This window comes from Streptococcus infantis, assembly GCF_047460875.1.
GTDB lineage: Bacteria > Bacillota > Bacilli > Lactobacillales > Streptococcaceae > Streptococcus > Streptococcus infantis_AA.
Genome location: NZ_JASHFI010000001.1, coordinates 326,456 through 341,045 on the forward strand (window position 1 = coordinate 326,456; position 14,590 = coordinate 341,045).

Sequence of the window (14,590 nt, forward strand, 5' to 3'; positions counted from 1 at the left end):
TTTACCTCTAAAATTCTGTAAAGAGTAGTTGGATTTCAGGAGTGATAGAAATCCAGTCATCACGATGAATCAGGACTCCCTTGGCTTTTTGAGATCGAAGGACATCTTTCAGTCCCGATGCACCTAGTTGTACTCTACCTTTTCCGAGTGATTTTCCAGTTTCCTTATCAAAAACCGTAACAATATCGCCATAAGAAAAGTTGCTCTCAACATCTACAACACCTGATAAAAGTAGACTTTTACCGTGTTGAGAAAGAGCTTCTGCAGCACCTTTATCAACCCAAATTGCTCCCTGACTTTTGGCATAAAAGGCTAGCCACTGCTTCTGGGTACGGAGCCCCTTCTCCTGTGCAACAAAGAAAGAACCATCAAGAGTTTCTTCAGCTGCTTCAATTAAAGCATCAGGTTTCAAGGATGAACAGATATAAACCGGCACTCCTGACTCTGTTGAGATGGTCGCTGCCTTTATCTTAGTCAGCATACCACCAGTTCCGTTTGAAGATCCTGCTCCACCTGCCATATCAATAATTTCACGATTGATGGTCTCGATTCGCTCCAAGCGTTTAGCCCTTGGATCCGAGTTAGGATTTCCAGTATAAAGACCGTCTACATCCGTTAAGAGGACTAAAAGATCTGCCTGCACCATTGCTGCAACCTGGGCACTGAGCGTATCATTATCTCCGACCTTGAGTTCATCAATAACGACACTGTCATTTTCATTGATAATAGGAATCGCACCACGATTAAGCAGGACTGACAAAGCTTGATGGGCATTTTTATAACGTCGCTTATCGACAAAATCATCCTGAGTTAGCAAGATTTGCGCTGAAACAATCTGTCTTAAGAGCAAATTTGTTGTGTATTCTTCCAAAAGCAAACCTTGACCAACCGCAGCTGAAGCCTGCTTATCCGCAATCTTTGTCGGTCGTTTCTTAAATCCTAAGGCTCCGAAACCTGCTGCAACAGCCCCAGAAGACACCAAAATCAGCTCATGACCAACTTCATGTAGCATTGCAAGCTGTTGTGTGATAGCTTTTACTTTACTGCGAGATAAACTTCCATCTTTATGAGTCAAGGACGAAGTTCCTACTTTAAATACGATACGCTTGTACTTCATATTTTTCTCCAAATTTAATATTTAACCATTTTACCATGATTTTATGAAATTGTAAAAAAGGAACTCTCTCACTTTTGATCGAAAAAAAAGAACCTTGCAAAGCAAGATTCTTTTAGTGTCTGACTTAAATAATTGTTCTTCTGGGAACTAAATCGAATTAAGCTTCGATTTCTGTAACCATACCTGAACCAACAGTACGTCCACCCTCACGGATAGAGAATGTAGTACCTTGTTCTACGGCGATTGGGTGGATCAACTCAACGTCGATTGTCACGTTATCACCTGGCATTACCATTTCAGTACCTGCTGGAAGTTCGATTGAACCTGTAACGTCAGTAGTACGGAAGTAGAATTGTGGACGGTAGTTGTTGAAGAATGGAGTGTGACGTCCACCTTCTTCTTTAGTAAGGATGTAAACTTCACCTTTGAATTTAGTGTGTGGGTTGATTGAACCTGGTTTAGCGATAACTTGTCCACGTTCGATTTCGTCACGTTGAACACCACGAAGAAGGACACCTACGTTGTCTCCTGCAAGACCTTCGTCAAGTTGTTTACGGAACATTTCAACACCAGTAACAACAGCTTTTTTAGTTTCTTCTTTGATACCAACGATTTCGATTTCGTCGTTGACACGAACAGTACCACGGTCGATACGTCCTGAAGCAACTGTACCACGTCCAGTGATTGAGAATACGTCTTCGACTGGAAGAAGCAATGGTTTGTCAGTGTCACGTTCTGGTTCTGGAATGTACTCATCAACAGTGTTCATCAATTCCATGATGATGTCTTCGTATTTAGAGTCACCTTCAAGAGCTTTAAGAGCTGAACCTTGGATAACTGGAAGATCGTCACCTGGGAAGTCGTATTCTGAAAGAAGATCACGGATTTCCATTTCAACCAATTCAAGCAATTCTTCGTCGTCAACCAAGTCGATCTTGTTCATGAAGACGATAAGGTGTTTAACACCAACCTGACGTGAAAGAAGGATGTGCTCACGAGTTTGTGGCATTGGTCCGTCAGTTGAAGCTACTACAAGGATAGCTCCGTCCATCTGAGCAGCACCAGTGATCATGTTTTTAACGTAGTCCGCGTGTCCTGGAGCGTCGATGTGAGCGTAGTGGCGTTTTTCAGTTTCGTACTCAACGTGCGCAGTGTTGATTGTGATACCGCGTTCGCGTTCTTCTGGAGCAGCATCGATAGACGCATAGTCTTTAGGTTGGTTAACTGCTGAAGGCAAGCGACGTGCCAAAACAGTTGTGATAGCTGCAGTTAGGGTAGTTTTACCGTGGTCAACGTGTCCGATAGTACCAATGTTAACGTGTGGTTTACTACGATCGTATTTTTCTTTTGCCATTTGAGTAAAAGCCTCCAATAAAATATATTTTATAGATAGACAGTAGGCAATACAGTCTAACTTTCCTTACTATTTTATCAAATTTCAGCTAAATTGCAAGTGTTTTACAAAGTTTTTGTGAATTATTCTTATTCTCGCTCTAGTTCCTCTACCAATTTATTTAAAATATCTATAAATTGGCTTATTTTTAGAAAAAAAGAACCAGACTGGATCTAGTTCTTTCATTCTGATAAGTACTTTTCTTCTTTTGCTTCCTTGTGATTTTCATACAATCTAGCTAAGAATTTGGAAATCTCTTTTAAAATTGAGTAGGTTGGAACAGCAACAATCATACCTACCACACCGTAAATATTACTTGATAACAAGAGCAAGACTAAAATAGTAATTGGATGGACCTTCATAACTCCACCTACAATACGTGGATACAAGATATTTCCATCAATTTGCTGGATAATCAACATATAAATGACAGCGATAATCATTTTGTGAGGATCTGTAAAAAGGTTAGAGATAATCATTGGGATCAAGCCGATACTTGGTCCAACATAGGGAATCAAATTAGCCAAACCAGAGAAAATAGCAAACACCAAGGCATACTTCAATCCGACCACACTATAGCCAATAAAAGCCAAACATCCAATAATGACTGCATCGATTGAAACACCGCTAATATAACGAGCAATAGTGGTATTCAAATTTGTTAATAAACCAGATATATGCAGTTTATCTCGTTTTAGGACAGTCCTCTCAAGCATTGGTAAAAACTTATGTCCGTCTAGCAAGAAGTAAATCAAGAAAACTGGTGTCATGATGATGATCAAGACTGTGCTTACGAGTGCAGATAAAATACTTCCAACACTATTTGTCACGCTATTTAAGATGTTTTGTAAAATATCAACATAAGAGAGATTTAGTTGTTGAACGGTTTGTTGAACATCTATATTTTGAAAGGCTGGATATTTTGATAATTCTAAGACTAGATCTTGGAGACGACTATAAATATCTTGACTAGAGTTAATCAAGCTACTCAACTGATTGATTAAAATAGGTAAAAGATAGACAACGCCTATCACAATGGTTCCAATTAAGGCGCAAAGTGTTAACAAAATCCCAATTATTCGATTAATCTTGCACTTCTTCTCAAGAAAAATAACGATTGGATTGGTAATGTAATACAAAAAGCCTCCTAACAAAAAAGGAATCATAATTGTATTTAGAACACTAACGAAGGGTGTAATAATGGCACCCATTTCTCTCCATAGATAGAAAATTAAGGTTATTAATAGGATTTCAGTTGTCCAGAAGAACAATTTATTTCTTCGAAACATAAGTCACCTCCTCTTTTCACTATTTTACCACATTTCAAAAAAGATTGATAACCTTCATCAAAAAATCAAGAATATTTTTTGTCTTTGTGATAGAATAAAGTTACTATGAAGAAATTATTTTTAACCTTAATCACATTATTTTTATTCGGTTCTGCTACCACTGTTTCTGCTCAGGATTTTGATGTGGCTGCAAAACATGCTATTGCCGTAGAAGTTAACAGCGGAAAGATTTTATATGAAAAAGACGCGACTCAACCTGTCGAAATTGCTTCTATCAGTAAAATCCTCACTGTTTATCTAGTCTATGAAGCCTTGGAACAAGGAAAAATCACCCTTTCTACTCCTGTAGAAATCTCAGATTATCCTTACCAGCTCACTACCAATTCTGAAGCAAGTAACGTTCCTATGGAAGCTCGTAACTACACAGTTGAGGAATTGCTAGAAGCTACTCTGGTATCCAGTGCTAACAGTGCAGCCATTGCCCTAGCTGAAAAAATTGCTGGCTCTGAAAAAGACTTCGTTGATATGATGAAGGCCAAACTACTGGAATGGGGGATTCAAGATGCTACCCTCGTCAATACAACTGGTCTAAATAATGAAACTCTTGGGAATAATATCTATCCTGGTTCTAAGAAAGATGATGAAAATAAATTGAGCGCTTATGATGTTGCTGTCGTTGCTCGTAATCTGATTCTCAAGTATCCTCAGGTCTTAGAAATCACCAAGAAACCTTCTTCGACTTTCGCTGGTATGACCATTAATTCTACTAACTATATGTTGGAGGGAATGCCTGCCTATCGTGGGGGTGTTGATGGTCTCAAAACTGGTACGACTGATAAGGCTGGAGCATCCTTTGTAGGTACTACAGTTGAAAAAGGAATGCGCATCATTACAGTTGTTCTTAATGCTGACAACCAAGATACCAATCCATATGCTCGTTTTACTGCAACTTCAGCTCTTCTAGATTATATCTCATCCAATTTTGCTCTCCAAACAATCGTCACTCAAGGAGAAAGCTACCAAGATAGCAAATCTCCAGTTTATGACGGAAAGCAAGATACGGTTACAGCAGTTGCTAAAGAAGATATAAAAATTGTTCAACGTCTCGGTAGTCGAGCACAGTCATCTGTTACTTACACACCTGATAGTACTGAGCATACTGCACCACTTGAAGCAGGAACAGTTGTTGGCCATCTCACTTATGAAGATAAAGATCTAGTCGGGCAAGGTTACATCACTACTGACAAACCTAAGTTTGAAATGGTTGCAGAAAAAAATGTTGACAAAGCCTTCTTCTTAAAAGTTTGGTGGAATCGATTTGTTCGATTTGTTAATGAAAAACTATAAAAAAATCGCGAAAATCGCGATTTTTTCTTTATTCATTTTAAGCTACAGTCGAATGTTTATAGCCATAAGTAAAGTAGATAATAACTCCTATTAACAAGGCAATTCCAAATGCCATCCATGTTTCAAGAGTATACTGTAACATAAATGAGAGGCAGATCAGAATAGATAAGATTGGTAAAAAAGGAACTAATGGAGTTTTGAACTCGCCCTCTTTTGGCAAGCCCTTGTCTTTTCTCAGTTTGATAATACCGTAGGCTAGGAGAATAAGATAGGCTAAGGTACAGATATTAAGAAAGGCTGCAATACTTGCTAGTGGGAAGTTCCCAGCTGCAATGGCTGAAACAAGACCTGTTAAGATGGTTGCATTCTTTGGAACGCGACTAGTCTTGGTCACTTCTTTAAAGCTTTGAGGCAAGAGTCCATCGCGGGCCAAGCTATAAATCATTCGTGACAAGGCGTAGGTCATTGAAATACATACCGTAATCAAGGTAAAAATCGCAACAAGAGAAACATAATTAGCTGCCCAACCAATACCGATATTTCTCAAAGCGAAGGCTACTGCATCATCTACATTGAGCTTGCTATAATGAACAATCCCTGTCAATACTAGAGTGACTAGTGCATAAAGTATAGTTACAATAGTTAAGGATAAAACAATTCCACGCGGTACATTCTTCTGGGGGCTTTGAATTTCATCAACTGCCATAGAAATGGACTCAAACCCTAAGAATCCAAAGAACATGAGTGAAGCACCTGCCATAATCCCAGTGCTTCCACCATAAATCTGACCAAAGCCAAATGGTGCAAAGTCTGCCCAATTTTCAGGTTTAATGTACCAAATACCAACTAGGATAAATAAGGCAAGGGCAGAAAATTTTAAAACAACAAGAATAGAATTAAAACGAAGAGCTGCTTTCGAATTCAATAAGACCAGTCCCGTAACGAGGACGAGAACTAGAATTGGCAGGAGGTCAAGATAGGTCCCTTGCTCTGGATTAAAGGTCCCATTTAAGGCTTGAGGCATAGAAATACCATAATGGCTAAGCAAACCTTTAAAATAGGCCGCCCAACCAGAAGCAACACCTGAAACTGCTGTCATAAATTCCATAATGGTTAACCAACCAGCTATCCAGGCTGGGAATTCACCCAGAATTGCATATAAATAACTATAAGCACCCCCAGTTGCTGGAACACGAGAGGCAAATTCTGCGAAAAAGAGAGCAGATAAGGACACACAGATCGCAGAAATCACGATAGATACCACAAGAGAAGGTCCTGCTAGTGTTGCTGCTGCAGTTCCTGTAATGGTAAAGATACCTGTTCCCACCATAGCACCAATTCCCAAAAGAATTAAATCCCATAATTTCAAATGGCGGTGCATTTCCGTTTTACCTAGACTAACGTCTTTGGTTCTAAAAATATTCATATTTCATCCCCCACTTTATGTGATTGTATTATTTTAACATACAAAAGACTTTTTGTGAATATTTATAAGTATCTTTCGTCAAAAAAACTGAGAGTGGGACAGAAATCGGTAATTCGTTAGAATACGATTTCGTCGTCCCACCTCCGCACAGTTGAGTAGGGCTGTAAAAGCTGATGAAATCAGCGTAGTAGAGCCCACTCAACCACTGCGTCTTGCTCGACAATCCAAAGACAATTGAGAGGCTAGGACTTTTGTCCCAGCCTCAGTTTCTGTTCATAAAGTTTATCCGACTGACCCTTCCATTTCATAGCTAATCAAGCGGTTCAGCTCAACTGCATATTCCATTGGAAGTTCTTTTGTAAAGGGTTCTACAAATCCCATAACAATCATCTCAGTTGCCTCAGATTCCGACAATCCACGGCTCATGAGATAATAGAGTTGTTCTTCAGAAATCTTAGAAACCTTGGCTTCGTGTTCCAAAGCAACTTGCGAGTTATGGATTTCATTAAATGGAATAGTATCTGATGCTGACAAGTCATCCATGATAATGGTGTCACACTCAATGTGAGAAACAGATTTCTTAGAGTTTTTATTAAAGGTTACTTGTCCACGGTAGTCAACCTTTCCTCCGCCTTTAGCAATAGACTTAGACACGATAGATGAACTAGTATGTGGAGCATTGTGAATCATCTTAGCACCAGTGTCCTGATGCTGTCCAGCATTAGCAAAGGCGATAGAAAGCATAGTTCCACGCGCCCCTTCTCCATCAAGGTAAACTGATGGATATTTCATAGTTGTTTTGGCACCCAAGTTTCCATCAATCCACTCAACTGTCGCATCTTTCAAAGCTTTAGCACGTTTAGTTACCAAGTTATAAACGTTGTCAGACCAGTTTTGAATAGTCGTATAACGCATATAAGCTCCGTCTAAAGCGAAAATTTCTACAATGGCAGCGTGTAAGCTGTTGCTTGAATATGTTGGCGCTGTACATCCTTCTACGTAGTGGACACTTGCTCCCTCATCAACGATGATTAAGGTACGTTCAAACTGACCTGTATTTTCGTTATTGATACGGAAATAGGTTTGAAGCGGAATATCTACCTTGACACCTTTTGGTACATAGATAAAGGTTCCACCAGACCATACTGCTGAGTTGAGGGCAGCCAACTTGTTATCTGTCGGCGGTACTAACTTCGCAAAATATTGCTTAAACAAGTCTGGGTATTCCTTAAGGGCAGAATCTGTATCTGTAAAGATAATTCCTAACTTCTCAAATTCTTCCTTCATGTTATGGTAAACCACTTCTGACTCATACTGGGCAGAAGCTCCAGCTAGATAGGCACGCTCAGCCTCAGGAATCCCGATTCGTTCAAAGGTTTCTTTGATTTTTTCAGGAACGTCATCCCAAGAACGGGCTGGTTTATCAGATGGTTTTTGGTAGTAGATCAAGTCATCAAAGTCAATCTCTGACAAGTCTGCTCCCCAAGTTTGCATGGGCATTTTTTTGAAGGTTTCATAAGATTTCAAACGGAATTCCAGCATCCACTCAGGTTCTCCCTTAGCTGCTGATAGTTCACGAATGACATCTTCATTCAATCCTTTTCCTGTCGATAGGACAGGCTCTACATCGTCATGGAAACCAAATTTATATTCACCAAGGTCAATTGGTTTTGGTTCTACTCTTTCTTCAGCCATAATATCCTTTCTTTCATTCTTTATTTCTAATGATTTATAAGACAAAGAAAGCTTGTCTTATTTATTTTCTTGGTCTTCAATTGTTTTTTTAAGGGCATTCCAAGCTAGGGTTGCGCATTTGATTCTTTGAGGGAATTTGGCAACTCCTGATAAGAAAGCTGCATCTCCAAGTTGGTCTTGACGCTCATCCTTTTGACCTTGAACCATTTCAGAAAAGATGGTTGCAAGCTCTAGGATTTCTTGCTTGGTCTTGCCCAAAACTGCATCTGTCATCATGCTAGCAGAGGCAGTTGAAATCGTACAACCAGAGTTTAGAAAAGCGATATCTTCCAAACGATCGTCAGCACCAAACTTGACAGAGAGATTAATCACATCACCACAGGTTGGATTGTTGAGACTGATTTGTTCAGCATCTTCTAAATTCCCTTGATGATGTGGATTTTTCGAATGGTCCGCTACCACCGCCATATAGAGGCTATCTAGTTTAGAAAGTGCCATTGAAAAACTCCTTTGTCTTTTGTAAAGCATCGACCAGCTTGTCGCAATCTGCCTTGGTATTGTAGATATAAAAACTTGCGCGAGCTGTTGCTGGGACATCCAAATATTGAAGCAGAGGTTGAGCACAATGGTGACCGGCACGAACTGCTACTCCTTCATAATCCAGAGCTGTCGCAAGGTCGTGAGGATGAAGGTCCCCTAGATTAAAGGCAATAACACCTGAACGCTGAGCCAAATCTTGCGAACCGTAAATGGTCAAACCTTCAATTTCCTGCAATTTTGGAAAGACATATGCAATCAGTTCTTGTTCATGAGATTCAATGGCATCCATACCAATGTTTTCAAGATAATCCACGGCAGCTGCAAGTCCAATAGCTCCTGCCATATTGGGAGTTCCAGCCTCGAATTTCCAAGGTAACTCCTTCCAGCTAGCAGATTGCTCATAGACGAAATCAATCATTTCGCCACCAAATTCAACTGGTGACATTTGTTCCAGATACTTTTCTTTACCGTAAAGGACGCCAATCCCAGTTGGACCAGCCATCTTGTGACCTGAAAAGGCAAAGAAGTCCACATCCAAATCCTGTACATCAATCTTCATATGAGGTGTAGACTGAGCACCATCCACCACCATAATAGCTCCAACTTGGTGAGCTATTTGAGTGATTTCTTTGATAGGATTAACCACTCCAAGAACGTTTGATGCGTGAGCTAGTGAAACAAATTTAACTTTGTCAGTCAATTTAGAACGCAAGTCATCCATATCCAGAGCTCCATCTTTGAGATAGACATAAACAAGCTCCGCACCAGTCTTTCGACAAGCTTCCTGCCATGGAATAATATTGGAATGGTGTTCCATGACTGAAATCAAGACCTGATCTCCCTCAATCAAGATTTCCTCAGCGAAACGTGCCACCCAGTTGAGACTAGTCGTAGTTCCTCTAGTGAAGAGTACTTCCTTTGTCGAACCTGCGTTGATGAACTTGCGAATGGTTTCGCGAGCAGCTTCATAAGATGCTGTCGCACGCTCTGCCAAAGTATGAACCCCTCGGTGAACATTGGCATTGTCCTGTTCATAGTAGCGATTAATAGCTTCAAGAACAGCTAGTGGTTTTTGTGTCGTCGCAGCATTATCCAAATAAACCAGAGGTTCGTCATTGACAATCTGGTCTAAAATCGGAAAATCCTTGCGAATCACTTCTGCATCTAACATAGACTTCCCCTTAGCGTTTTGACAATTTTTCTTCGATCGTCGCAATCATTTCATCACGAACTTCCTTGACAGGGATCTCAACAATAACTGAGCCAAGGAAACCACGGACAACTAAACGTTCTGCAGTGGCTTTGTCCAATCCACGGCTCATAAGGTAGTACATATCTTCTGGATCAACTTGACCAATAGAAGCCGCGTGTCCTGCAGTAACGTCATTTTCATCAATCAAAAGGATTGGATTGGCATCTGAACGCGCTTGGTCTGAAAGCATCAGAACACGGCTCTCTTGTTGCGCATCTGCTCCCTTAGCACCCTTGATGATATGGCCAATACCGTTGAAGGTCAAAGTTGCTTTTTCAAGAATAACACCATGTTGGAGGATATTACCGATAGAGTTGCAACCATAGTTAGTTACTCGAGTATCAATCCCTTGCACCTGACGACCACTTGAAAGAGCTACGACCTTGAGGTCCGCATGGCTACCATTTCCAAGTAAGTCACTATCAAAATCCGCAACGACATTTCCTTCGTTCATGACACCGATAGCCCAGTCAATACTTGCATCGTTACCTAGTTTACCTCGGCGGCTAATGTAGGCAGTAACATTCTCACCAAGACGATCAATTGCAGCAAATTTCACTTGAGCACCAGAACGTGCAATCACTTCAACAGTGATATTAGCAGTCGCCTTAGCACTATCCTCACCGCGTGATTCTAAACGTTCGAGGTAGCTGATTTTAGAGTTTTTACCTGCAATGATCAGAATATGCTTGTTAAATGGCACATCACTATCACTATCTTGGTAGAAAATTCCTTCGATTGGTTCTGTGATTTCGACATTGTCTGGAATATAGAGAACAGCGCCACTATTAAAGTAAGCTGTGTGGTAGGCTGCCAATTTGTCATCGTCGTATTTTACTGATGACATGAAAAATTCTTCTACAAGTTCTGGAATTTCTTCTAAAGCCGAATGGAAGTCTGTAAAGACCACTCCTTGTTCAGCCAAGTTAACTGGAATTTGCTCAAAAACAGTTTGCGTTCCAACTTGCACCAATTTCAAGTGATTATCTAAAGCAGTGAAATCAGGAACATTTGCTGATGGCTCGCTTTCTGTAATCGTTCCATCCCCCAGATTCCAACGATGGAATTTCACACGTTCAATGACTGGTAATTCCAAACTCTCAATCTTGTCAAAAGCTTTTTGACGGAGATCAGCCAACCAGCTTGGTTCAGCGTGCATTTCTGAAAAAAGTTTAATAGTTTCTTTAGTCATTTACTTCTCCTAAAAGATACGAGGGAATTACAATTCTTCCTTGTAATCGTAGCCAAGTTCTTCAGCTAGTTTTGCGTATCCTTCACGTTCCAAGCGTGCAGCCAATTCTGGACCACCAGAAAGAACAACACGACCTTCCATCATAACGTGTACCACATCTGGTGTAATATAGTTCAAAAGACGTTGGTAGTGAGTAATGATCATAGCACCAAAACCTTCACCACGCATTGCATTGACACCTTTAGAGACAACTTTAAGTGCATCAATATCAAGACCAGAGTCAATCTCATCTAAGAGAGCAAAAGTTGGTTCCAACATCAAGAGTTGAAGAATTTCATTGCGTTTTTTCTCACCACCAGAGAAACCTTCGTTGAGGTAACGCTCAGCCATTTCTTCTTTCATGTTGAGCAATTCCATTTTCTCATCTAGCTTAGTGATAAATTCACGAACTGAAATCTTCTCATCATCTTCTTTACCAGCATTCATGGCTGCACGAAGAAACTCAGCATTTGTAATTCCAGGAATTTCTGATGGGTATTGCATAGCAAGGAAAAGTCCCATACGCGCACGCTCATCCACTTCCAATTCAAGAATGTTTACACCGTCAAACAAGACTTCACCTTTAGTGACTTCATAGTTTGGGTTCCCCATAATAGCAGCTGAAAGAGTAGACTTACCGGTACCATTTGGCCCCATGATAGCTGCAATTTCTCCTGTTTTAAGGGTCAAATTAACCCCTTTTAAAATTTCTTTTCCTTCAATTTCAACGTGAAGATCTTTGATCTCTAATACTGACATGATTGTTCCTTTCTTTTTCAAGGCCTTTACAGTGCTTACTAGAAACATACTTGATTTCCCTAGAAAATACGGTAAAAGGTCAATAAATATACTTTAATAGTATAACAAAAAAAAGCCTAAAAGGCTTTGATTTTGTCTAGAAGCTAGGAGCTACTTCTTCCCTTGAAAATGATCATCTATAGCGCTCACAATTTTACCCATGATATAACTCACGCGAAAATTTCTCAGGATCAAAATAGCCCAAAGCAAGGCCACGATATACCGTTGCTCCATGATGGATTCATTAAAGAAATAAGTCTCAGCAGCAGTAAAGAAGGCCATGATTATAAATTGTTGTCTGTTCATTGTATTATTTCACAAAATCCTTTTAATCTTCTGCTATGGTTACTTTATCCGCTAGGAATTCAAATCCTTGAGGAAGGACAGATTGTTCAACCTCTTCCTTAACAGAGTTTCCTTGAGACGATTTAGCCTTAGCTGAGAAATCTGCTCTGACTTCTTTCCACTCGTCCATAGATATAGCAAGAATCTCTGGAGAGAATCCCGCTGCTTGACTGAGGATATTACCAAACATAGTGTTGAGATTATCACGTTTCATGGTCTGGCCAGCATTGAAGTTAGATTCAAAAGCAAGAATGGCATGATGTTCATTGGCTGCAACAGGTTGAGAACCGACTAAAAGCGCCTTATCTGGACCTGACAAGCTTTCAATAACTTCTCCCCAAGCATTTTGGAGACGGATTAGATTTTGACGGGCCAAATCAGGATTTTCAACAGCTTCTTGGAGAATAGAATGCACCTTATTGCGATCTACACGGTAAACTGACTTGGTGTTAACTGAGCGACTTGATGTTGATGTAGCCTGCTTGGGACTTGTATTAACATTTGCTAAGGCCTGTTTCAATCTTGCAACTTCTTCTCTTAGTGATGCCAATTCACCAGCGACTTGACCTGTTATTTCAGGCTTAACTTCAAGCTCAGCTAGACGAATGGTCATCATTTCAGCATAAATCTTAGGCTGTAAGCTAGCCTTGATATCAGCTAAACTACTTGTTGCAATTCCAATCATCTCGAACAAAACAGCCTGTGAAAGACCTAGGTTATCCTTAAAGAGATCACTATAGTGAGTATTCTCCCCACCAGTTTGGACAATCAAAATATCTCGTAAATATTGCAATAAATCTGTTACAAAACGGGTCATGCTCTTTCCGTTATCAAAAATCAAATTAAGATTTTCCAAAGCACGAGTCACATCTTTTTGTGCCAAGGCAGCCACATAATTATCCAAAGCACTTAGACTAATAGTCCCAGTAATTTCCTCAGAAACAGCTGTTGTTAATCTAGCATCTTGAGTCAAGCTCAATGCTTGATCTAAAATGGACAAAGCATCCCGCATACCACCTTCTGCTCTACGAGCGATAATCTCAACAGCTTCAGTTTCATAAGCAATCCCTTCCTTCTCTAAAATATGAAAGATATGATCTCGAATATCCTGAGTTCTAATAGATTTGAACTCGAAGCGTTGAACACGAGACAAAATGGTTGCAGGAATCTTATGAAGCTCTGTCGTTGCTAGGATAAAAACAACATTAGGAGTGGGTTCTTCGAGAGTTTTCAAAAGGGCGTTGAAGGCTCCAGTTGAAAGCATATGAACCTCATCAATGATATAGACCTTATACTGAGCAATACTTGGAGCATAAGTTGATTTATCACGGATATCACGAATTTCATCCACCCCATTGTTCGAGGCCGCATCCATTTCGATAACGTCTTCCAAGCTACCGTCTGTTACAGCTTGACAGATATAACAGTTATTGCAAGGTTCTCCCCCCTCTTGATTAGGGCAGTTCATAGCCTTGGCAAAAATTTTGGCTACGCTGGTTTTTCCAGTTCCACGAGGGCCTGAAAATAGATAGGCGTGGCTTATTTTTTCCTGTTCAACAGCTTGTTTAAGAGTTTTTGCTACCACCTCTTGACCTACTAGCTGTGAAAAAGTCTGGCTTCTATATTTTCGATAAAGGGCCTGATACATTACACTTTCTCCTCAAACATTGAAAAGTTCCATTCTGTTTTATCTAGTAAAATAGATACAAACTCTTCTAAATACTTCTGATCCATTTCATCATAATCATCGACAAGCGATGAATCTAAATCTAAAACACCCAGAAGTTGTCCCTCTTTAACCATCGGCACAACAATCTCACTACGAGCACTACTATCGCAAGAAATATAGTTTGGATAGATTTTTACATCACCAACAATAACTGTTTGACGGCTAGCTGCCGATTCGCCACAAACACCTTTTCCAAGAGCGATTCGTACACATGAAACTCCACCTTGAAAGGGTCCCAAGATCAGTTCATTCCCATCAAATAGATAGAAACCTGCAAAAACAGTATTTGGAAAGCTTGTTTTTAGCAAAGCACTAGCATTAGAAAGATTAGCCAACACATTGGGCTCTCCTTCTAAAAGATAAGAGAGCTGTTCATTTATTGTTTGATAAAGTGATTCTTTTTCTGAATATAACATAAAACCATTATA

13 protein-coding genes are annotated in these 14,590 nt (G+C 40.0%); 1 reads left to right on the forward strand and 12 read right to left on the reverse strand.

Translation table 11 applies throughout. The features are described 5' to 3' along the window. Positions 1-7: 7 nt before the first annotated feature. The 3 genes from proB to QM887_RS01615 form a co-directional block, all read right to left on the reverse strand. Entirely contained in the window at positions 8-1,117 is a 1,110-nt protein-coding gene (gene proB, locus QM887_RS01605; protein ID WP_414270205.1) for a glutamate 5-kinase, read from the reverse strand. A gap of 157 nt (positions 1,118-1,274) precedes the next feature. Beyond that, a complete protein-coding gene (gene tuf, locus QM887_RS01610; RefSeq protein ID WP_001040718.1) occupies positions 1,275-2,471 on the reverse strand; it encodes an elongation factor Tu in 1,197 nt (398 codons plus the stop codon). Positions 2,472-2,692: 221 nt separating this feature from the next. Further along, complete coding sequence (locus tag QM887_RS01615) at positions 2,693-3,799, reverse strand: AI-2E family transporter (RefSeq protein ID WP_414270206.1); 1,107 nt, start codon at positions 3,797-3,799, stop codon at positions 2,693-2,695. A 105-nt stretch (positions 3,800-3,904) separates the two neighbouring features. On the opposite strand from QM887_RS01615, the gene pbp3 reads away from it, so the two are divergent. Further along, positions 3,905-5,146, forward strand: a complete 1,242-nt coding sequence (pbp3, locus tag QM887_RS01620) for a D-alanyl-D-alanine carboxypeptidase PBP3 (protein WP_414270207.1) — start codon at positions 3,905-3,907, stop codon at positions 5,144-5,146. A 37-nt stretch (positions 5,147-5,183) separates the two neighbouring features. Here the strand turns inward: pbp3 and QM887_RS01625 are convergent, their stop codons facing one another. From QM887_RS01625 to QM887_RS01665, 9 genes are all read right to left on the reverse strand, one after another. Continuing rightward, positions 5,184-6,572, reverse strand: a complete 1,389-nt coding sequence (locus QM887_RS01625) for an APC family permease (protein WP_414270208.1) — start codon at positions 6,570-6,572, stop codon at positions 5,184-5,186. Positions 6,573-6,854: 282 nt separating this feature from the next. Next, positions 6,855-8,267, reverse strand: coding sequence for a Fe-S cluster assembly protein SufB (gene sufB, locus QM887_RS01630; protein WP_000797046.1), 1,413 nt, complete (start codon positions 8,265-8,267; stop codon positions 6,855-6,857). 57 nt (positions 8,268-8,324) lie between these two features. Next, on the reverse strand, positions 8,325-8,765 hold the full coding sequence (gene sufU / locus QM887_RS01635) for a Fe-S cluster assembly sulfur transfer protein SufU (protein ID WP_414270209.1): 441 nt from the start codon (positions 8,763-8,765) through the stop codon (positions 8,325-8,327). Continuing rightward, the gene (locus tag QM887_RS01640) at positions 8,752-9,978 is read right to left on the reverse strand and encodes a cysteine desulfurase (protein ID WP_414270210.1); all 1,227 of its coding nucleotides are present in this window, start codon (positions 9,976-9,978) and stop codon (positions 8,752-8,754) included. The genes sufU and QM887_RS01640 overlap by 14 nt, the downstream gene beginning before the upstream one ends. Before the next feature lie 10 nt (positions 9,979-9,988). Continuing rightward, the gene (gene sufD / locus QM887_RS01645) at positions 9,989-11,251 is read right to left on the reverse strand and encodes a Fe-S cluster assembly protein SufD (protein WP_414270211.1); all 1,263 of its coding nucleotides are present in this window, start codon (positions 11,249-11,251) and stop codon (positions 9,989-9,991) included. Positions 11,252-11,278: 27 nt separating this feature from the next. Next, positions 11,279-12,049 (reverse strand): Fe-S cluster assembly ATPase SufC, encoded by a 771-nt coding sequence (sufC, locus tag QM887_RS01650; RefSeq protein WP_000114489.1) that lies wholly within the window; start codon positions 12,047-12,049, stop codon positions 11,279-11,281. A 150-nt stretch (positions 12,050-12,199) separates the two neighbouring features. Continuing rightward, positions 12,200-12,394 (reverse strand): DUF3272 family protein, encoded by a 195-nt coding sequence (locus tag QM887_RS01655; RefSeq protein WP_006153320.1) that lies wholly within the window; start codon positions 12,392-12,394, stop codon positions 12,200-12,202. Between the two features lie 22 nt (positions 12,395-12,416). Next, on the reverse strand, positions 12,417-14,081 hold the full coding sequence (gene dnaX, locus QM887_RS01660) for a DNA polymerase III subunit gamma/tau (protein ID WP_414270212.1): 1,665 nt from the start codon (positions 14,079-14,081) through the stop codon (positions 12,417-12,419). Next, positions 14,081-14,578, reverse strand: a complete 498-nt coding sequence (locus tag QM887_RS01665; protein ID WP_414270213.1) for a GAF domain-containing protein — start codon at positions 14,576-14,578, stop codon at positions 14,081-14,083. The genes dnaX and QM887_RS01665 overlap by 1 nt, the downstream gene beginning before the upstream one ends. Between the last annotated feature and the right edge of the window lie 12 nt (positions 14,579-14,590).

Excerpts from the sequence above, each read along its gene's own strand:
- proB (WP_414270205.1), bottom strand. The coding sequence starts at position 1,117 with ATGAAGTACAAGCGTATCGTATTTAAAGTAGGAACTTCGTCCTTGACT.
- tuf (WP_001040718.1), bottom strand. The coding sequence starts at position 2,471 with ATGGCAAAAGAAAAATACGATCGTAGTAAACCACACGTTAACATTGGT.
- QM887_RS01615 (WP_414270206.1), bottom strand. The coding sequence starts at position 3,799 with ATGTTTCGAAGAAATAAATTGTTCTTCTGGACAACTGAAATCCTATTA.
- pbp3 (WP_414270207.1), top strand. The coding sequence starts at position 3,905 with ATGAAGAAATTATTTTTAACCTTAATCACATTATTTTTATTCGGTTCT.
- QM887_RS01625 (WP_414270208.1), bottom strand. The coding sequence starts at position 6,572 with ATGAATATTTTTAGAACCAAAGACGTTAGTCTAGGTAAAACGGAAATG.
- sufB (WP_000797046.1), bottom strand. The coding sequence starts at position 8,267 with ATGGCTGAAGAAAGAGTAGAACCAAAACCAATTGACCTTGGTGAATAT.
- sufU (WP_414270209.1), bottom strand. The coding sequence starts at position 8,765 with ATGGCACTTTCTAAACTAGATAGCCTCTATATGGCGGTGGTAGCGGAC.
- QM887_RS01640 (WP_414270210.1), bottom strand. The coding sequence starts at position 9,978 with ATGTTAGATGCAGAAGTGATTCGCAAGGATTTTCCGATTTTAGACCAG.
- sufD (WP_414270211.1), bottom strand. The coding sequence starts at position 11,251 with ATGACTAAAGAAACTATTAAACTTTTTTCAGAAATGCACGCTGAACCA.
- sufC (WP_000114489.1), bottom strand. The coding sequence starts at position 12,049 with ATGTCAGTATTAGAGATCAAAGATCTTCACGTTGAAATTGAAGGAAAA.
- QM887_RS01655 (WP_006153320.1), bottom strand. The coding sequence starts at position 12,394 with ATGAACAGACAACAATTTATAATCATGGCCTTCTTTACTGCTGCTGAG.
- dnaX (WP_414270212.1), bottom strand. The coding sequence starts at position 14,081 with ATGTATCAGGCCCTTTATCGAAAATATAGAAGCCAGACTTTTTCACAG.
- QM887_RS01665 (WP_414270213.1), bottom strand. The coding sequence starts at position 14,578 with ATGTTATATTCAGAAAAAGAATCACTTTATCAAACAATAAATGAACAG.